Here is a 17,652-nt window from a genome sequence, read left to right as displayed (position 1 = left end):
TCGGCCCGTCAGTCCGGGAGCGGCTGGGCGCCCCGCTCGGCCAGCATCGTCGTCATCAGCTGGATCTCCGAGGTCTGACTCGCCACCATCGACTGGGCGAGCGACTTCTCCGCGGCGTTCTTCGCCACGTCGACGTAGCCCTGGGCCATCGCCGCACCGCCCTTGTGGTGCTGGATCATCAGCTGCAGGTAGAAGATCTCGGCGGCCTTGCCGCTGAGGCTCTGCAACTGGGCCAGCTGCGTGTTGGTCGCCATGCCGGGCATCAGCGAACCGTCGTGCGGCTGGTACTGCTGGTCCATGTGCATCCAGGCCATCGGCGGGTTCGGCGAGGCCTGGGTGAGCCCCCACTGGGCGAGCCAGCCCATCAGCATCCCGCGCTGGTTGGCCTGGGTGTTGATGATGTCGAAGGCCAGGCCGCGGACCTCGGCGTTGTCCGTCCGGTCGCGGATGATGAACGACATGTCGATCGCCTGCTGGTGGTGGGTCGCCATGTCGCGTGCGAACCCGGCCTCGGGCGAGTCCGTCGACGGCGCGGCGGACACCGTGCTGGAGGCCGAGGTGCCGCTCGCCACCAGGGCGGGGACGCCCAGGCAGAGCGCGACCGCCGCGGCCAGCGCGGCCGGCCACCAGACCGTCCGGCGGCGCCGGGGGAGGGCGCCGGACGGCTCGTCGATCTCGTCCATCGGGGTGTCGGCCACTACATCGCTCCGTCGCTGCACGAGGCGCCCGGCTCCTGGGTCTGCGGACCCTGGACGTACTTGGTGAAGAACTCGTTCACCCGCGGGTCGTTGGCGCTGTCCACGATCAGCTGGGTGCCCCAGGCGGTGAGCGTGATGGTGCCCTTCTCGGTCGGGTAGGGGCTCATCAGCGAGTACGGGGTGTTCTTGACCTTGTCGGAGAGGGTCTTGATGTCCGCCGGGGTCGCCTTGTCGTTGTAGGTGACCCAGACCGCGCCGTGCTCCAGCGAGTGCACCGCGTTCTCGTTGTGCACAGGCTGGGTGTAGACGTTGCCCATGCAGGTCTGCCAGACCGGGTTGTGGTCACCGCCCACCGGCGGGGTCTGCGGGTAGTTGACCGGCGTGGTCACGTGGTTGCGGGAGAGGTTGCTCCAGGTCTGCACGCCCGGGATCGGCGCCTTGGCGGCCTCCTGCTGGGCGTGCTTCTTGTCGTCCGCGTTCTTGACGATGTAGACGCCGGCGCCGATGGTGCCGGCGACCAGGACGCCCGCCGCCACGAAGGAGACGATCTTGACGCGACGCTCGCGGCGCTGCTCCTCGGCCCGCAGCTTCGCGATCCGCTCGCGGCGGTCGGCGGTGGTCTGCTTGCCGCCGCCCTTGGCCTTGGCGGTCGGTTTGGCGTTGGGCTGCTTGGAACTGGTCGGCTTGGAGGCGGAACCCACGGAAGTCGTCCTTGTCCCCGCCGGGCGGCCTGCGCACGGCGGAATGAGCTGAAGAGGGGAGGCGCGACCGACGGCCCCTCCGGGTGCGGAGCACCTGGGAGCGGGCCGGCGGGGGGTCCGCCTAGGTCCGGTTGACCTGGAGCAGATGGAGATCGGGGGCCGGGCCGGAGTCCGGGGCCGCGGCGCTCGGCGCGAGGACCGGCCCGGGGCCGGGGATGACCAGCACCGGCGCGGTGGCCGGCTCGGGCTGCGGCGGCGCGTTCGGCAGTTGGGCTTCCTGGCCGTTGCAGCTGTGGCTGGAGCAGCCGTCGCCGGGGGCGGGCGGCGGGTCGCCGGGCGAGCAGAGGAAGAGCGACGCCGGGAGGGCCGGGACGGCGGAGACCGCCTCACCGGACGCGGGTGCGTGGGCCGGGGTGTGTGCCGCCGCACGCGGTACCGCGGCCGCGGGTGCCGGCCGGGGCGCGACGGTCCCGGGGGTCGCGTCCGGCCCGGCCAGCTGGGCGCCGGCGCTCGCGGGGGTGGCGGCCCGGGCGGTGCCCGCGCAGGGCAGCACGGTCAGCAGACCGATCAGCAGCAGGGTCCAGAGAGCGACCAGCGGACGGGTGGCCGAGACGGCACTCCCGGGCAGTGGTCGTCTGGCTCCTGGCGCGGTCATGCGCACATATTAATCAGCCGAATGGGTGGAGCGGTCCCCCTGTTCGGGCCTCTCTTTCGGATTCCTCCGGTGCCGGACCACCGAGCCCGGCCCGACTCGGGCAACCTGACCCGATCGGCCCGATCGGCCCGGCTTCGTGCGGAAAGTCCGGACACGGGCGATCGTCGTGGGCAGAATGACGGGCGGGTCGGACGACCAATGACCAATCCAGTCCCGGCAGGTGACGGCAGATACGGACGAGGAGCCGGCAGATGAGCGATCAGGGCGCCCGCGCGCAGCGACGGACCGAGGACGGTTGGTGGGGCCGGGTCTACCAGGGCCCGACCGGCGCGCTCCCCGACACCCCGGACGCCGGGCCGGGGGAGGGGTCGGTGGACGACTGGTTCGACTCGGTCGCCTCGATCGTGGCACCGGAGGACGGCGGCGGGACGGCCGCGGGGACCCCGGAGGCCGTGACTCCGCCGCCAGCCGCGCCACCAGCCCCACCAGCCCCGGAAGTCGCAGAGGTCGCTGAGGTCGCTGAGGTCGTGGAGGTCGTGGAGGTCGTGGAAGTCACGGCGGTCGCGGACCCCGCGCCCACCATCACCATCCCCGCCCAGCCCGTCGCCCAGCGCCCGCCCAGTTACGGCCCGGAGCCCACCCTCCTCCCGGCCGCCGTGCCGGAGCGGATCACGGCCGTCGTCCCCGACACCGTGCTGGAAGGCGCCCAGTACCCCGGCTTCACGCTCCGGGCCGCCTCCGTGCGCGGCGACTCCCCACGCCACCGTGGCGAGCCGCGCACCGACGCGCTGCTGGTGACCCGGTTCGGAGAGGCACCGGACGGCCTGCTGCTCGCCGTCCTCGGCGGCCGGGCCCGGATCCCCGCCGACCCGCGGGCCGAGCCGGACCCCGAGCGTCAACTGACCGACGACACCATCCGCCAGGCCTGCGCGCACCTCGCGGAGGCGATCGGCCGCAGCCACGCGGAGCTGGCCGCCGACCTGCGCGAGGGCGCCCGCGACCGGCTGCGGTACGGCCTGCAGCGGCTCACCGCCCGGGCCGCCGTCGGGCTGCGCGCGCTCGCCCCCGAGGCCGGCTCGCTGCACTGCCTGCTGGTCCCGCTCGACCCGGCCGCCGGTCACCGGGCGGCCTTCGGTCTCGGCCCGGGCGGTCTCTACCTGCTGCGGGCCGGGCACTGGATCGACGCCTACGCGGCCCGGCTGCTGCACCATCCGGACGGTCCGGGCGAGGCGCCGGAGCCGCGCCCGTTCCGGTTCCGGCTGGTCCCGGCCGGCCCCGGGGACATCCTGCTGCTCTGCTCGCCGGGGCTGGCCGAGCCGATCGCCGGGGAGCCCGCCGTCGCGCAGTTCCTGGCCACCCACTGGGCGCACCCGCACCCGCCGGGAACGGTCGACTTCCTCCGCCAGGCCCAGGTCCGGGCGAAGGGCTTCGCCGAGGACCGCACGGCGGTCGCACTCTGGACGGACTGAGCGGTCCGGGCCGGCCGGGGGTCCGGGCCGAGCAGCGGTCAGGCCCGCCCCAGCAGGGCGGTCGCCGCCGCGCTCACCCGGGCCAGCGACTCGGGGCGGCGGACGCCCGGCAGGCCGATCGCCAGCGGGACCGAGAAGCCGTCCAGCACCGCCCGCAGCTGCACGGCCAACTCGTCGGCCGAGGTGTGGCCGGTGAACTCGCCGGCCGCCGTGCCGGACCGGATCAGCGCCTCCAGGTCGGCCTGCCAGGGGGCCTCGATCTCCAGCTGCCCCTGGCGGATCTCCGCGCTGGACGGCGAACGCCCCCAGACCTCGACCCAGAGGATCCAGCGCGGATCGCCCGGCCCGTCCGGGAGGTAGAGGTGGGCGTAGGCGGTGAAGCGCTCCCAGGCGCTCAGGCCGGGACGGTCCAGCGCGGTCCGTCGCCGCTCGCCGAGCTGCTCCTCGCTCCAGCGCAGGGTCTCCAGCAGCAGCTGGTCCTTGCTGCCGAAGTAGTAGAGCAGGTGCCCGGCGCTCATCTGGAGCTGCTTGCCCAGCCCGGCCATGGTCAGCTTGGCCAGTCCGTGCTCGGCGATCGCCGCCATCGCGGCGGCCAGCACCTCTTCCCGCGGCCGCGCCGGGCGTCGGGTGCGGACCTGCGCCATCTGCGGCTCCTCAGGGGCAATCGGGGGGATCGATCGGGTGGGGGATGCGGGAGACAGGGGGGTGACCGCCCAGCTCCTCACCCTAGCGGCACCGGTCGAGGCGGTCCGGGCGTCAATTCCATTGCACCGCATTCACTCGGTGGAATTGGATTTTCACAGAGAGTGACAAGTGCTCCCGAACTCCCGCTACCCTGACGGGACTTCCCCCTCTCAACAAAGGAGGACGGTCCCGTGCAACTGGTCACCCGGGCCGACTGGGGCGCCCAACCTCCCAGGCAGGACTGGACGTACGTGGCGAGCACCCAGGGTGTGAAGATCCACTACGAGGGCAGCGAGGTCCCGGCCGACCTGCCGGACCATCACGAGCGGTGCGCCGGCCGGGTCCGCGCGATCCAGGCCGCGCACCTGGCCGATCCCACCGAGGGATGGATCGACATCGCCTACAACGCCATGGTCTGCCCGCACGCCTACGTCTTCGAGGGGCGCGGGCCGCACCACGAGACCGGGGCCAACGGCAACCAGTCGCTCAACCTCGCGCACTACGCGGTCTGCGGGATGGTCGGCGACTCCGGCCTCACCCAGCCGACCGACGCGATGCTCAACGGGCTGCGCGACGCGGTGGAGTGGCTGCGGCAGCAGGGTGGGGCGGGTCCGGAGATCGAGGGCCATCGCGACGGCTATCCGACCGACTGCCCCGGCGGCCCGCTGTACGCCTGGGTGCGGGCCGGCGCCCCGCGCCCCGGCGGCGGCGCCACGACGACGAACGGCGTCGCCAACAGGGCCGCCGCGCCGCCCTGGCCCGGGGAGTACCTCCGGCTGGAGAACCCGATGCTGCACGACGACAACGTGCGCGCCTGGCAGCAGCGGATGCGCGACCGCGGCTGGGCGCTCACCGTGGACGGCTGGTACGGCGAGCGGAGCCGGAGCATCTGCGAGCGGTTCCAGCGGGACTCCACCGCCAACGGCTGGCCGCTGACCGCGGACGGCGTCGTCGGCCCGGACACCTGGCACGCCGCCTGGGCACGCCCGGTGTCCTGACCGTCCCGACCGGCCGGAGCCTGGGTCAGACCCGCGGCTGCTGCTGGGTGATGCAGTGGATGCCGCCGCCGTTGGCGAAGATCTCCCGGGCGTCGACCAGTTCGACCTTGCGGTCGGGGAAGGCGGCGCCGAGGATGGCGGCGGCCTCCTGGTCGCGCGGGTCGTCGAAGGCGCAGAGGATCACCGCGCCGTTCGCCACGTAGTGGTTGATGTAGGAGTAGTCGACCGGCTCACCGTCCTCGTCCCGCAGCACGGTCGGTGCCGACACCTCGATGACCTCCAGGGTGCGGCCGGCGGCGTCGGTGGAGGCGCGCAGGACGGCGACCAGCTCCTGGCAGACCGCGTGGTCCGGGTGGCTCGGGTCGGGCTGCACGTGGGCCAGCACGACACCGGGGCGGACGAAGGAGGCGACGATGTCGATGTGCCCGCGGGTGCCGAACTCGTCGTAGTCGCGGGTGAGTCCACGCGGCAGCCAGATCGCCTTGGTGGTGCCGAGGTGGGCGTGCAGCTCGGCCTCGACCTCCTCCTTGGTCCAGTCGGAGTTGCGCCCCTCGCCCAGCTGGACCGTCTCGGTGACCAGCACCGTGCCCTCGCCGTCGACGTGGATGCCGCCGCCCTCGTTGATCAGGCGGGAGGCGAAGCGCCGGGCCTCGGTCAGCTCGGTGATCCGCTCGGCGATGTGCTGGTCGTGCTCCCAGCTGGCCCAGGACTGCGCGCCCCAGCCGTTGAACACCCAGTCGGCGGCGGCGAGTTCACCCTCCGGCCCGGCGAGGAAGGTGGGGCCGATGTCGCGCATCCAGGCGTCGTCGAGCGGCCGCTCGACCAGCTCGATCCCCTCCGCGACGTACTCCCGGGCGGCGGCGGTCTCACCGATGTTCACGATCATCGTCACCGGCTCGTAGCGGACGATGGTGTTGGCCACCGCGGCCCAGGCGAGTCGGGCCTGGTGCAGGTGCTCGGGGGTGTCGAAGGTCTGGTTGTCGGTCGGGAAGGCCATCCAGGTGCGCTCGTGCGGGTGCCATTCGGCGGGCATCGAGTAGCCGAGCGAGGCGGGGGTGGTCATGAGGCGACGTCCTTGGGGGAGGGGTCGAGGAGGGAGGGGTGGGGGCTACAGGAAGTAGAGGCGGCTGAGCGAGACGCTCTCGCTCGGCTCGGAGCGCAGCGGCGAACCGTCCAGCGAGACCAGGCCGGTGTCGGCCGCCACGGTGACCGAGCCGGTCCGGGCGTTGCGCACCATGTCGCGCGGGCCGATGCCGCGGGTCCCGCGCACGCCCACCCGCCGTCGCCGGGTGGGCAGTTGGTCGGCGGCCACGTCCAGGTAGGAACCGTCGGCGGCGGCCTGGGCCACGAAGGCCACCGAGATGTCCGCCGCGGTCGCCCCGTGCGCGCCGAACTGCGGCCCCAGCACCAGCGGTTCGCAGCGGTCGGTGGTGGCGTTCGGGTCGCCGACCACGCCGTACGCCGGGAACCCGGACTTGAGCACCAACTGCGGCTTGGCGCCGAAGTGGTCGGGCCGCCAGAGCACGATGTCGGCGAGCTTGCCGACCTCGATCGAGCCGACCTCGTGGGCGAGGCCGTGCGCGATGGCAGGGTTGATGGTGAGCTTGGCGACGTAGCGGAGCACCCGCTCGTTGTCGTCGCCGCTCTCCCTGGTGCCGTAGGAGCCGGTGCCGTCCAGCGGCCCGAGTTCGGCCTTCATCTTGCCGGCCATCGCGAAGGTGCGTCGGACGGTCTCGCCGGCCCGGCCCATGCCCTGCGCGTCGGAGGAGGTGATGCCGATCAGGCCGAGGTCGTGCAGGATGCCCTCGGCGCCCATCGTGCCGGCGCGGATCCGGTCGCGGGCCATCGCGGCGTCGCCGGGCAGGTCGAGCTTGAGGTCGTGGGCCGAGACGATCATGCCGGCGGCCTCGGCCAGCGCGTCCCGGCCGAACGGCAGGGTGGGGTTGGTGGAGGAGCCGATCACGTTCGCGACACCGGCCATCTTCAGCACGTTGGGGACGTGTCCGCCGCCGCAGCCCTCGATGTGGAAGGCGTGGATGGTGCGGCCCTCCAGAACGGCGATGGTGTCCTCGACGGAGAGGCACTCGTTCAGGCCGTCGGTGTGCAGGGCGACCTGGACGTCGTACTCTTCGGCCACCCGCAGCGCGGTGTCCAGCGCGCGGGTGTGCGCGCCCATGTCCTCGTGCACCTTGAAGCCGGACGCACCGCCCTCGGCCAGCGCCTCGACGAGCGGTGCCGGGTCGGAGGACGAACCGCGGCCCAGGAAGCCGATGTTGACCGGCCAGGCGTCGAAGGCGTTGAAGGCGTGCCGCAGCGCCCAGGGCGAGTTGACGCCGACACCCCAGACCGGCCCGAACTCCTGGCCGATGATGGTGGTCACCCCGGAGGCCAGCGAGGCCTCCATGATCCGCGGCGAGAGCAGGTGGACGTGGGTGTCGATGGCGCCGGCGGTGGCGATCAGGCCCTCGCCGGAGACGATCGTGGTGCCGGTGCCGACCACCACCTCCACGCCGTCCATGGTGTCCGGGTTGCCGGCCCGGCCGATCGCCGCGATCCGGCCGCCGATCAGACCGATCGAGGTCTTCCGGATGCCCTGCATCGCGTCGATCACCAGCACGTTGCTGATCACCACGTCACAGGTGTCGCGGACGGCGGCGGCCTTGAGGTGCAGGCCGTCCCGGGCGGTCTTGCCGAACCCGGCCAGGAACTCGTCACCGGGGGCCTGCGAGTCGGACTCGACCCGGACGATCAGCCCGGAGTCGCCGAGGCGGATCCGGTCGCCGGTCCGCGGACCGTGGACCGAGATGTAGTCGTGCGGGGAGATGGCGGTCACGACTCGACCTCCGTGTCGTCGAAGCTGGTGAGGTAGCCGGTGGCACGGGCCTTGGCCAGCGCGGCCTCCTTGGCACCCGGGGCGTCGAGCGGTCCGTCGACCAGCCCGGCGAAGCCGACGGCGACCCGCTCGCCGGCGATCGGGGTCAGTCCGACCTCGACCACCGCGCCCGGGTCGAAGCGCACCGAGGAGCCGGCCGGGACGGCCAGCCGGGTGCCGTAGGCCGCCGCGCGGTCGAAGGCGAGCCGTGGATTGGCCTCGAAGAAGTGGAAGTGGGAGGTGACCGAGATCGGCACCGCCGAGGTGTTGTGGACCGGCAGCACGACGGTCTCCTCGGTCGGGTCGTAGCCCTCGCCGGTGCCGGGCAGAGCCGCGCCGGGCCCGTCCTCGCCGAGTGAACCGGCGCCGCGGAAGGGGTCGTTGATCACCGCGAGCCGGGTGCCGTCGTCGAAGACCGCCTCGACCTGGATCACCGTGACCACGTCGGGCACGCCCGGCAGCACGTCGTCGGCGGTCAGCACCGAGCGGCCGGCCTCGATCGCGTCGGCCAGCCGGCGCCCGTCGCGGGCGGCCTCGCAGACGGTGTCCGCGATCAGCGCGGTGGCTTCGGGGACGTTCAGCCGGACGCCGCGGGCGCGCCGGGCGCGGGCCAGCTCAGCCGCTGTGAAGATCAGCAGCCGGTCCCGTTCGGTGGGGGTGAGTCGCACGGTTCCTCGCTCGCGGGTCGCTCGGTGAGGTCTGGGGGGCTGGCAGACCCGGCCGGTCCAGCAGGTCCGGCGGGTCGAAAGAGTTAGAACGCCGTTCAAACATCTGCTGGCCATTGAACCCGGATCGGGTCGCCGTGTCCAGCCTTTCCCGGCTCGCGTCGTCCCGCGCGCCGGGTCGGGCCGGGTCGGGGGCCGGTTCGACGGGCGTGGGGGAGGTCGGGCGACGGCGCGATCCGCGGGCTTGAGCTGACAGGCTGTCAGCAGCGCGCGCCGGTCAAACCTCGGCTTGGATCACACGGCGCACCTCGAGCCCCCGTTCGCCTCGGCAGGCGGTGCACGCCCTGTTGCGGTGTCCGGTGAGCGGCACTCACGATGGTGACAGCGGCCGGTGTGCGCGGGTGGGGGTGTCCGTGCGGTGGCCGGGACGAGGGCGGGGGCGAAATCTGATGGATGGTCAACAGCGGGTCCCTTCTGCGACGGCCGGGCGCCGTCCGGAGCATCGCCTGCGGGCCGTGCTCCGGCCGGCCGAGCTGGCCGGGATCGGTCCGGTGCGCCACCGGCTCCGCGCCGCGCTGCGCGCCTGGGGGGTGCCGCAACTCGCCGACACGGCCGAGCTGCTGGTGTCGGAGCTGGTCACCAACGCGCTGCTGCACACGGCGTCCGGCGCGGTGCTGGAGGCGGCGCTGGGCGCGGACCGGCGGCTGCGGGTGGAGGTCCGGGACACCAGTGGCCGGCTGCCGCGGCCGCGCCGGCCCGGCGACACCGCGACCTCGGGGCGTGGGCTGGTGCTGGTCGAGGCGCTGGCGGACGCCTGGGGCGTGCAGTCGGGTGGTGACGGCAAGACCACCTGGTTCGAGCTGTCGGCACTCTGAGTGACGATCCTGCGGGGGTGCGGCTGATCGGGGAGTCCGGGCCGGTCGCGGCCCGGCAGCATTGCCGCTTTGCCGAACATTCGACAGGATAGTGAGAATGTGTGTCCGGACCAGGGGCCCGAGCCTGAGGGCTGGTCCGCCGAGCACACCCCATCCACCGATCGGGAAGCGGCAGGAGAACCATGGCGACTGAGCCCGAGCCGCAGGGGCCGACCCGCCTGTCGAAGCCCTCCGGCGGCCCGTCCGTCCAGCCCCTGGCACCCCCGCAGCCCGGCGTGCCGGGGCCGCCGCCGCAGGGTGGCCGCCGGACGACCGCGCGGACCGCGGGTACGGGCCGGCCGGCCGGCCCGGCCGTGCTGGCGTCCGTCCAGGGGGGCGACGGGCACGGTCTGTCCGCCCGGGCCGGCGACTCCACCCCGGAGTGGCTGGAGCCGGCGATGGCCGCCAACGGGATCGGCTCCTTCGACTGGGACATCCGCCGTGACGTGCTCGCCGGCGACGCGCGGGCCTGCGCGATCCTCGGTCTGGAGAACGGTGCCTTCGACGGCACGTCGGCCGCCTTCCTGGCGCTGCTGCACCCCGAGGACGCCCCGGTGGTCCGCCGCCGGGTCGAGCGCGCGGTGGCCGAGCTGGGCCAGTGCGGCGCGTACTACCGCACGGTCTTCCCGGGTGGCGAGCTGCACGCGGTGCGGTTCCGCGGCCGGGTGCTGGCCGACGCCTTCGGCCGCCCGTCCCGGATGGTCGGCTTCGTCTGGGACGCCACCGTCGAGCTGCGCAAGCGGGAGAATGCCGGACGGCAGGCCGCGCTGCGCGAGGAGCGCTCGCGGTTCATCAAGGAGGCCGCCCGGGCGCTCTCGGAAGCCGTCACGGTCCGTGACGTGGCCCGGGTCTTCACCGAGCTGCCGCTGCCCGGCCTGCCGCCGGACGGGCTGGTCCTCGTCGCGCTGGAGACCGGCCGGTTGCAGGTCCTGGGCGCCAGCGGCTACACCCCCGAGGCGGTGGCCGCCTACGACCGCACCCCGCTCGACCCGTACCAGCCGACCGCCGAGGCGATCCGCCGCCGGGTGCCGGTCTTCATCGCCAGCCAGGCCGAGTACCAGCGGCGCTACCCCGAGGCCTGGCCCCGGGCGATCGGCACCGGGCGCAGCGCCTGGGCCTTCCTGCCGCTGGTGGCCAGCGGCCGGGCGATCGGCGTCTGCGTGGTCAGCTTCGACGAGTCGCGCGAGCTGGACGCGGACGAGCGCACGCTGCTCTCCACACTGGGCGGCCTGGTCGCCCAGTCGCTGGCCCGGGCCCGGCTGCACGACGCCGAGCACGAGCTGGCGGCCGGGTTGCAGCGGGTGATGCTGCCGCGGACCGTGCCGGCGGTGCCCGGGGTGACCACCGCGGTGCGCTACCTGGCCGCCGGCTCGGGCCTGCAGATCGGCGGCGACTGGTACGACGTGGTGCCGCTGCCCGGCGGGCACGTCGGTCTGGTGATCGGCGACGTGCAGGGCCACGACGTGCACGCGGCGGGGATCATGGGCCAGCTGCGGATCGCGCTGCGCGCCTACGCCGCCGAGGGCCATCCACCGGCCGCGGTGATGGCCCGGGCCTCCCGCTTCCTGGCGGACCTGGACACCGACCACTTCGCCACCTGCACCTATGCCGAGGTCAACGTCGACTACGGCGTGGTCTACGCGGTCCGGGCCGGCCACCTGGACCCGGTGGTGCGCCGCGCGGACGGCACTGCCTCGGTGGTCTCCGTGGTCGGCGGCCTGCCGCTGGGCGTCGCGCCGGACCAGGAGTACCAGGTGACCAGGTTCAGCCTGGATCCGGGCGAGACCGTGGTGCTCTGCACCGACGGGCTGGTGGAGTCCCGGACGACGGACCTGGACAGCGGCATCGCCCGGCTCTGCGCGGCCGCCGCCGGCGACCTCGGGCCGTTCGTGCACGGTGGCCCGGGCCCGCTGGAGGAGCTGGCCGACAAGATCACCGCCCGGGCGGCGGCCGACTCCACCGAGCGCGAGGACGACATAGCGCTGCTGCTGCTCCGCTGGGACGGTCCGCAGGGTGGCCAGGCCGCCCAGCAGCTGCGGCGCCGGATCGGGCAGGCCGACCTGGCCCGGGTGGCCGAGCTGCGCGGCGAACTCCGCGACGCGCTGCGCCGCTGGGGCGTGGCCGAGCTGATCGACACCGCCGAGCTGCTCGCCTCCGAGCTGGTCACCAACGCGATCCGGCACACCGACCGGGACGCCATGTTCACCGCCCGGCTCTACCGTGGGGACGGCCGCGAGCCGCGGCTGCGGATCGAGGTGGAGGACGAGTCGGACCTCTGGCCCAAGCGCCGGACCCCCGGTGAGCAGGCCTCCTCCGGCCGTGGCCTGATGCTGGTCGAGGCGCTGGCGGACGCCTGGGGGGTCGAGCCGCGCGGCTCCGGCAAGCGGATGTGGTTCGAACTCAGCGCCGCCGCCCAGGAGTAGCGGCGGCGGGGGGGGGGGGGGGGGGCGCCCCCCCCCCCCGGGGCGGGGGGGGGGGCCCGCCCCCCCCCCCGGCGGGCTGATTTAGTGCGCCCCCAGCCGGACGGCGGCGGGCGGCGGGCGGGCGGGGCGGGGCCCCCCCCCGCGGGGCCCCCCCCCCCGCGGCGCGTCACCCCCCCCCCCCCCCCCCGCCCCGGCGCCCCCCCCCCGGGCCCGGGGGTGGTCACCCCCGGGCCCGGTGCGGAGGCGTCAGCCGAACTGCTTCTCCAGGTCCTTCAGCTTCTGCTCCAGCGAGTCCAGCCGGGGCAGTGCCATGGTGTCGTCGTCGGGCGTCAGGTCGATCGTCCGGCGGGCGGGCCGGGCGGGCAGGCCCGGTGGGGGAGCGGGGTCCCCGCCGGCTATCGCAGGCTCCGCGCCGCCGGGCTCCAACCGCCGGGCGGCGACCGCCGCCCGGGAGCGGCCCCAGCCGCCGTGCTGGCGGTTGATCGCCCGGATCTCGGCCCGCTCGCGCCGGCTGGCCAGCCGCTGGCGCTCCCGGTTGACCACCGCCTCGCGCTTGGTGTCGCGGACCTCCTCGACCGCCTCTTCCAGGCTGCGCACCCCCTCCAGCAGCATCAGCGACCAGGCCGCGTAGGTCTCCAGCGGGGCGCGCAGCCAGCGGACGATCCGGATCTGCGGCAGCGGTCGGGGCACCAGCCCCTGCTCGCGCAGCGCGGCCCGGCGGGTCTGCTTGAGCGCCCGGTCGAAGAGCACCGCGGCGGAGAGCGACATCCCGGAGAAGAACTGCGGGGCGCCCGCGTGGCCCATTCCGCGCGGGGCGTGCACCCAGTTGAACCAGGCGGAGGCCCCGGCGAAGAGCCAGACCAGCAGGCGGGAGCCGAGCGCGGCGTCACCGTGGCTGGCCTCGCGGACGGCCAGCACCGAGCAGAACATGGCGGCGCCGTCCAGGCCGAACGGGACCAGGTACTCCCAGCCGCCGGAGAGGCCGAGGTTCTGCATCCCGAAGCCGACCAGGCCGTGGAAGGAGAGCGCGGCGGCGACCGCCGCGCAGCAGAAGAGCAGGGTGTAGGAGGCCGCACCGTAGAGCGACTCCTTGCGGCGGCGGCGCTCCTCGGTGCGCTCCCAGCTGTCCGAGCCGGCGAGGCCGCTCGTTGCCCCGCGGGCGCGCAGGAAGGCCACCAGGACGGCGACGAGGACCAGGGTGGCCACGCCCGCGACGGCCCAGCCCAGTGGTATGTCCGACAGTCTCATTGTCCTGAACCAGCCTCGCTTTCCGTCGATCGCGGTGGCGGGAGCCACCGGGACGTCCATCATGGCGGATGGTCGGCGGACGTACGGGTGCTTTGCCGCCAATTGCCTTGGAGCACAGACTTTCTGACGGTATGTCGATAGGACGTTCTGGTCAGGAACAGGTGCGCGGACAGCTGAAGCAGGAGCCTGCCGAGCGGACGGTGTAGGCCAGGCAGCAGCTCACCCTGGTGCGGGTGGGGGCCGGGTCGGGAACGGGCTCCGAGGTCGCCCCGCGGCCCCCGGCGCCCACCCGCCTGCTCCCGCTGTCCCGCCTGCTCCCGCTGTCCCGCCTGCTCCCGCTGTCCCAACTGCCTTCGCCCGCCTGCTCGTCCGCGCTCACCCGGCTCTTCCCCGGGGCGGCCGGTTCGGTCCAGCGGAAGGCCGCCGCGCCCGTGAACGGTGGGGTGCCGCCGGGGAGCAGCGCGGCCAGCGCGTCGGCGGCGCGCCGTTCCTCGCCCAGCAGGCCGGCGGTGTACCGGAGGCCCTCGACCAACTCGTCGGTGGCCAGGCCCCACAGGGTGCGCGGGCCGCGGCGCAGCGCGGGCCGGAGCGCGTCGAGCACCGGTGCCAGGTGCTCGACGGCGGCCGCGCGCAGCTCGGCGCGGAGCGCCGCCTCGTCGGGTACGGTTCGCGCGCCGGGAAGGCCGGCCGCGGGATCGTCCGGCAGACAGGCGAAGTCGGCGGGCCGGACCTTCAGTTCGGCCGGCCCGCCGGTGGTGGCGGGCCGGAAGGCGACGGCCGTCACCGGAAGTCGGGGTACCCGACGTTCCAGGAACCAGGGCAGGGTGAAGAGCAGGCCGGCCGGCCAGAGGTAGCGGTGCAGCCAGAACCCGGCGGCCACGTCGGGCCGGAGTGGTTCGCCGTAGCGGAACCGGTCCCGGCGGCCCTCGGCGGCGAGCAGCCGGGCGCGGAACGCGGGATCGCCGAGGAGGCGGGGGGTGGGCACCCAGCCCCGGCCGGCGCGGAGTTCGCCGAGCCGGATCCGCAGCTCGGGAAAGACGGCGCCGACCCGGGCGTACGCCCCCGCGCACGGGAACACGGTGGACGGGTGGGTCCGTTGCCGCCGGCCGTCCTGGTGCTCGGGCGCGGTGTCCGGCTGCCGCCGCCGGTTGCCCCGGGGTGCGGGCGGATCCGGCTCGGTGGTGCGCACGGTCATGGCGGGCCCCATCGGGTGCGGCGGATGCCCGCGGGGCAGGGAACCGCCGGGTGGCAGCCCCGGGATGTCCCTGCCCCATCAGGTTAGCCTCACCTTACCTGATGGTCCCTCGGCTGTCCCCTCCCGTTCGCCCGTCCGGGGGAGTGCGGAGGCGTCCGCCCGGCGTCCCGTTCGTCCGCGCGCCGGCAACCCCCGGTCGGGCGCCGGGCGGTGCGCCGCGCGGGGCGCCCGGCGGTCCCGTCGGCGCCTCGCCCGTCTCCAGTCGCCCCACCAGCCAGACCGGTACCCCACCCAGTGACTGCACCAGCCGGGCCGCCTCGGCGCGCAACCGGTCCGCCTCCGCCGGCTCGGCCACCTCGGCCAGCGCGGCTAGTGCCGGCGCCACCCCCACCATGAACCCCAGCTCCTCGCGCAGCCGCAGCGAGGCGGCGAAGCCCTCGCGGGCCCGCCCGCGATCCCCGCCGGCCAGCGCCAGCGCCGCCAGATGCCGCCAGGTCGAGGAGGCCAGCAGGGTGTCACCACGGGCCAACGCGGCGTCGTGGGCCCGCCGGTAGGCGATCCAGGCGGCGGTCTGGTCGCGCAGCAGGTTCTCCGCGACCAGACCGCGCCGGAAGTCCAGCAGTGGCCGACCGGGCGCGTCCGGCGCCAGCAGCGCGGAGGTCCGGCCGAGTGCGGCCTGCGCCTCGTCCAGCCGGTCCCGCGGGCCGAGCACGCTGGCCAGGTAGGCCAGGAACCCGCGCGCGCAGGAGGCGGCCGCGCGCTGCTCGGTACTGGTCACCCCGGCCTCGGCCAGCCGCAGCGCGGCCTCCGCGGTGTCCCAGTGGTCGGCGGTGAACAGGCACTGTTCGATGAGGAGTTCGGCCCGGCAGAGGGCGGCCCGTGGGTCGTGTTCGGCGGCCGGCTGGAGCAGCTCGGCGGCCTCCTGCCAGCAGGCGCGGGAGCGTAACCGCCAGACCGTGCCGCTGGTGATCTCGTCGAGGGAGCCGCCGCTGCCGGGGTGCAGCCCGCCTCCGTGCGGCGGTACGCCCGGCGGGCCGCCGGGTGAGTGGCGGGCGTTCCCCCGCCGACCGCGCGTCCCCCCGCTCAGCGGGGCCGTTCCGTGTTCAGACAACGCCACCTCCTTGTGTGCGGTGCCCACGGCCATGGCCGCCGTGCCGGCAATTCAACACCGGGGGCGAGCTTGTGCACCAGATCACGAGCGTGACGTGTTTGTGCCCCGCGGGCGCAAAGCTGGATCAAGCGTTCTCGTCCGATTCTTTCTGTTCGAATGCGGGCGGAAAGGTCACCGCTACGCCAGAAGGGGTAGTTAATCCGGTTATCACACGCCACATTGGCAACTCTGGTCACGTTATTCCCGGAATTGCCGACTTCTGCTCATCAGAAGCCACAAAAATCCCGTACACCGCTTGTTTCAAAACGTGTATTCACGTCAACATATTTCTCCTGTCGCGTAGTCGCCGCCCACCCCTCGAAAGGACGACCGCCCGTGGCAACCGAGCAGTCCGTACCGACCTCCACCGCCGTCCCCACCGCCGATGTCGCCATCGCCGACCCGGCCCCGCTCGGGCTGGCCAGCTTCGCCCTGACGACCTTCGTCCTCAGCTGCTTCAACGCCAACCTCATCGACGCGAAGCTCAGCGCGGTGGTGCTGCCGCTCGCCCTCGCCTACGGCGGTGTCGCCCAGCTGCTGGCCGGAATGTGGGAGTTCCGCAAGGGCAACACCTTCGGCGCCACCGCCTTCGGCTCCTTCGGTGCCTTCTGGATCGCCTACTACTTCCTGGTCAAGGACGCCCTGCCGGCGCTCGCCGGCGATCCGCACGCGAACCGCGCGGTCGGTCTCTTCCTCCTCGCCTGGGCGATCTTCACCGCCTACATGGCGGTGGCGGCGGTGCGGGTCAGCGGGGCGGTGCTGGCCGTCTTCGTCGCGCTGACCGTCACCTTCGCGCTGCTCGCGGCGGGTGCGTTCGGGTCGAGCGAGAGCATCACCAAGACGGGCGGCTGGATGGGCCTGATCACCGCGATGGTGGCCTGGTACGCCTCGTTCGCCGGGGTCACCGCCTACACCTTCAAGCGCCCGGTCCTGCCCACCTGGCCGGCGCGCTGACGCACCGCGGTGGGGGCTCCGGAACACCGCTCCGGAGCCCCCACCGCATGCGCGGTCAGGACGTCCAGCCGGTCTCCAGCAGCGACTCGGCGGCGCCGTTCACCGGTTGCGGCAGGCCGCCCTCGTCCAGCGTGAACAGGGCCACCAGCAACTGCTCGCCGCGCACCGTCGCCTGGTGCGAGTAGCCGGCCGTGGTGAACATCGCGGCGGCCATCTCCTCGGCGTGCAGGGTCTGCAGCCACAGGCACTCGACGCTGCGGATGTCGGCCACCTCCGGCCAGCTGTCCACCTGGGCGACCATCCGGTGGCCCAGCAGCGTCACCGCGTCGCGTTCCTGGGCCTCGGTCAGCTCCAACTCGCCGAAGCCCAGCCACTCCAGGTAGCGGACCGCGCTGAGCACGGCGTCCTTCGCGGTGCGCACGGGGTGCGGACGGAACGGCGCGCGGTTCTGCCGCCGGGCGCCGCCGTGCGGGCCGGCCGGTGGCATGGACGGTCGGGCCGGCGGGCCGGCCGGCGGCTGCTCGGCGTAGAGCGGGGTGGGCGAGGGGTGGTACGGGCGCACCCCGAGCGGACGCGCCCCGGCCGGCCCACCGGCCCCCGTCCGCGGCGCGCGATCGACCGGCAGCCGCACGGTGGCCCCGCAGTTGCAGGTGAACTCCGGCTGCGGCCACTGGTCGGAGCGGCCGCAGTGCGGGCAGCGCATGCTCAGCCAGGAGTCCTCCCAGGAGCGGAACCGCACCTGCACCGGCACCCCGCCCGGCAGCAGCGGCACCTTGAGCGCGGCGCCGCACGGGCAGGGCAGGGTCGGCGGCTCGTACCGGTGCTCGCGGCGGCAGGCGGGACAGCGGATCTCCCGGCCGCCACCCCCGGCGTGCTCGGGCCCGCGCGGGACGGCGGGCGGCTCCGCGTCGTACGGGCCGGTGAAGTCGTCGGGCAGCGGGTGTCCGGACATGGCGCGCACCGTCCGTTCGGTGGAGAGGCGGGTCGGCACCCATGCTCCCCGATCGCGGCCCGGGATGGCAGGGA

The 17,652-nt window shown here is 74.2% G+C and carries 16 protein-coding genes; 5 read left to right on the top strand and 11 right to left on the bottom strand.

Going from position 1 to position 17,652, the window contains the following annotated elements:
- Window positions 1-8: 8 nt before the first annotated feature.
- From ACIGXM_RS16680 to ACIGXM_RS16670, 3 genes are all read right to left on the bottom strand, one after another.
- Window positions 9-698, bottom strand: coding sequence for a DUF305 domain-containing protein (locus tag ACIGXM_RS16680; RefSeq protein WP_396561401.1), 690 nt, complete (start codon window positions 696-698; stop codon window positions 9-11).
- Window positions 698-1,399, bottom strand: coding sequence for a DUF3105 domain-containing protein (locus ACIGXM_RS16675; protein WP_396561399.1), 702 nt, complete (start codon window positions 1,397-1,399; stop codon window positions 698-700). Before ACIGXM_RS16675 ends, ACIGXM_RS16680 begins: the two co-directional genes overlap by 1 nt.
- Before the next feature lie 121 nt (window positions 1,400-1,520).
- Complete coding sequence (locus ACIGXM_RS16670; protein ID WP_396561397.1) at window positions 1,521-2,054, bottom strand: hypothetical protein; 534 nt, start codon at window positions 2,052-2,054, stop codon at window positions 1,521-1,523.
- Window positions 2,055-2,305: 251 nt separating this feature from the next.
- On the opposite strand from ACIGXM_RS16670, the gene ACIGXM_RS16665 reads away from it, so the two are divergent.
- Entirely contained in the window at window positions 2,306-3,523 is a 1,218-nt protein-coding gene (locus ACIGXM_RS16665) for a hypothetical protein (RefSeq protein WP_396561395.1), read from the top strand.
- A 38-nt stretch (window positions 3,524-3,561) separates the two neighbouring features.
- Here the strand turns inward: ACIGXM_RS16665 and ACIGXM_RS16660 are convergent, their stop codons facing one another.
- Window positions 3,562-4,167, bottom strand: a complete 606-nt coding sequence (locus tag ACIGXM_RS16660) for a TetR/AcrR family transcriptional regulator (protein ID WP_396561393.1) — start codon at window positions 4,165-4,167, stop codon at window positions 3,562-3,564.
- A gap of 231 nt (window positions 4,168-4,398) precedes the next feature.
- Here ACIGXM_RS16660 and ACIGXM_RS16655 point away from each other — a divergent pair, with 231 nt between their 5' ends.
- Complete coding sequence (locus ACIGXM_RS16655; RefSeq protein WP_396561391.1) at window positions 4,399-5,205, top strand: N-acetylmuramoyl-L-alanine amidase; 807 nt, start codon at window positions 4,399-4,401, stop codon at window positions 5,203-5,205.
- A 25-nt stretch (window positions 5,206-5,230) separates the two neighbouring features.
- On the opposite strand, the gene ACIGXM_RS16650 is transcribed toward ACIGXM_RS16655, so the two are convergent.
- Genes ACIGXM_RS16650 through ACIGXM_RS16640 form a run of 3 tightly spaced genes read right to left on the bottom strand, consistent with a single transcriptional unit; the run spans window position 5,231 to window position 8,745 of the window.
- On the bottom strand, window positions 5,231-6,268 hold the full coding sequence (locus ACIGXM_RS16650; protein ID WP_396561389.1) for an agmatine/peptidylarginine deiminase: 1,038 nt from the start codon (window positions 6,266-6,268) through the stop codon (window positions 5,231-5,233).
- Between the two features lie 45 nt (window positions 6,269-6,313).
- A complete protein-coding gene (locus ACIGXM_RS16645) occupies window positions 6,314-8,038 on the bottom strand; it encodes an urease subunit alpha (protein WP_396561387.1) in 1,725 nt (574 codons plus the stop codon).
- A complete protein-coding gene (locus tag ACIGXM_RS16640; protein ID WP_396561385.1) occupies window positions 8,035-8,745 on the bottom strand; it encodes an urease subunit gamma in 711 nt (236 codons plus the stop codon). The genes ACIGXM_RS16645 and ACIGXM_RS16640 overlap by 4 nt, the downstream gene beginning before the upstream one ends.
- Window positions 8,746-9,257: 512 nt before the next feature.
- On the opposite strand from ACIGXM_RS16640, the gene ACIGXM_RS16635 reads away from it, so the two are divergent.
- The gene (locus tag ACIGXM_RS16635; protein WP_396561383.1) at window positions 9,258-9,617 is read left to right on the top strand and encodes an ATP-binding protein; all 360 of its coding nucleotides are present in this window, start codon (window positions 9,258-9,260) and stop codon (window positions 9,615-9,617) included.
- 182 nt (window positions 9,618-9,799) lie between these two features.
- A complete protein-coding gene (locus ACIGXM_RS16630; RefSeq protein ID WP_396561381.1) occupies window positions 9,800-12,079 on the top strand; it encodes a SpoIIE family protein phosphatase in 2,280 nt (759 codons plus the stop codon).
- A gap of 246 nt (window positions 12,080-12,325) precedes the next feature.
- Here ACIGXM_RS16630 and ACIGXM_RS16625 read toward each other — a convergent pair whose 3' ends face one another.
- The 3 genes from ACIGXM_RS16625 to ACIGXM_RS16615 form a co-directional block, all read right to left on the bottom strand.
- On the bottom strand, window positions 12,326-13,327 hold the full coding sequence (locus tag ACIGXM_RS16625) for a DUF2637 domain-containing protein (protein ID WP_396561379.1): 1,002 nt from the start codon (window positions 13,325-13,327) through the stop codon (window positions 12,326-12,328).
- Window positions 13,328-13,478: 151 nt separating this feature from the next.
- The gene (locus tag ACIGXM_RS16620; RefSeq protein ID WP_396561377.1) at window positions 13,479-14,522 is read right to left on the bottom strand and encodes an iron-sulfur protein; all 1,044 of its coding nucleotides are present in this window, start codon (window positions 14,520-14,522) and stop codon (window positions 13,479-13,481) included.
- 94 nt (window positions 14,523-14,616) lie between these two features.
- Window positions 14,617-15,639 (bottom strand): hypothetical protein, encoded by a 1,023-nt coding sequence (locus ACIGXM_RS16615; RefSeq protein WP_396561375.1) that lies wholly within the window; start codon window positions 15,637-15,639, stop codon window positions 14,617-14,619.
- 369 nt (window positions 15,640-16,008) lie between these two features.
- Here ACIGXM_RS16615 and ACIGXM_RS16610 point away from each other — a divergent pair, with 369 nt between their 5' ends.
- Window positions 16,009-16,626 (top strand): acetate uptake transporter, encoded by a 618-nt coding sequence (locus ACIGXM_RS16610; RefSeq protein WP_396561373.1) that lies wholly within the window; start codon window positions 16,009-16,011, stop codon window positions 16,624-16,626.
- Window positions 16,627-16,681: 55 nt separating this feature from the next.
- Here ACIGXM_RS16610 and ACIGXM_RS16605 read toward each other — a convergent pair whose 3' ends face one another.
- Window positions 16,682-17,617 carry a hypothetical protein gene (locus ACIGXM_RS16605; RefSeq protein WP_396561371.1) on the bottom strand — a complete coding sequence of 312 codons (936 nt, stop codon included), beginning with the start codon at window positions 17,615-17,617 and terminating at the stop codon, window positions 16,682-16,684.
- Window positions 17,618-17,652: the final 35 nt, after the last annotated feature.

Origin of the sequence: Kitasatospora sp. NPDC052896 (assembly GCF_044547075.1) — a bacterium.
Lineage (GTDB): Bacteria > Actinomycetota > Actinomycetes > Streptomycetales > Streptomycetaceae > Kitasatospora.
This window is presented reverse-complemented; position numbering and strand designations above follow the sequence as displayed.

Excerpts from the sequence above, each read along its gene's own strand:
- ACIGXM_RS16670 (WP_396561397.1), bottom strand. The coding sequence starts at position 2,054 with ATGACCGCGCCAGGAGCCAGACGACCACTGCCCGGGAGTGCCGTCTCG.
- ACIGXM_RS16665 (WP_396561395.1), top strand. The coding sequence starts at position 2,306 with ATGAGCGATCAGGGCGCCCGCGCGCAGCGACGGACCGAGGACGGTTGG.
- ACIGXM_RS16660 (WP_396561393.1), bottom strand. The coding sequence starts at position 4,167 with ATGGCGCAGGTCCGCACCCGACGCCCGGCGCGGCCGCGGGAAGAGGTG.
- ACIGXM_RS16650 (WP_396561389.1), bottom strand. The coding sequence starts at position 6,268 with ATGACCACCCCCGCCTCGCTCGGCTACTCGATGCCCGCCGAATGGCAC.
- ACIGXM_RS16630 (WP_396561381.1), top strand. The coding sequence starts at position 9,800 with ATGGCGACTGAGCCCGAGCCGCAGGGGCCGACCCGCCTGTCGAAGCCC.
- ACIGXM_RS16625 (WP_396561379.1), bottom strand. The coding sequence starts at position 13,327 with ATGAGACTGTCGGACATACCACTGGGCTGGGCCGTCGCGGGCGTGGCC.
- ACIGXM_RS16620 (WP_396561377.1), bottom strand. The coding sequence starts at position 14,522 with ATGACCGTGCGCACCACCGAGCCGGATCCGCCCGCACCCCGGGGCAAC.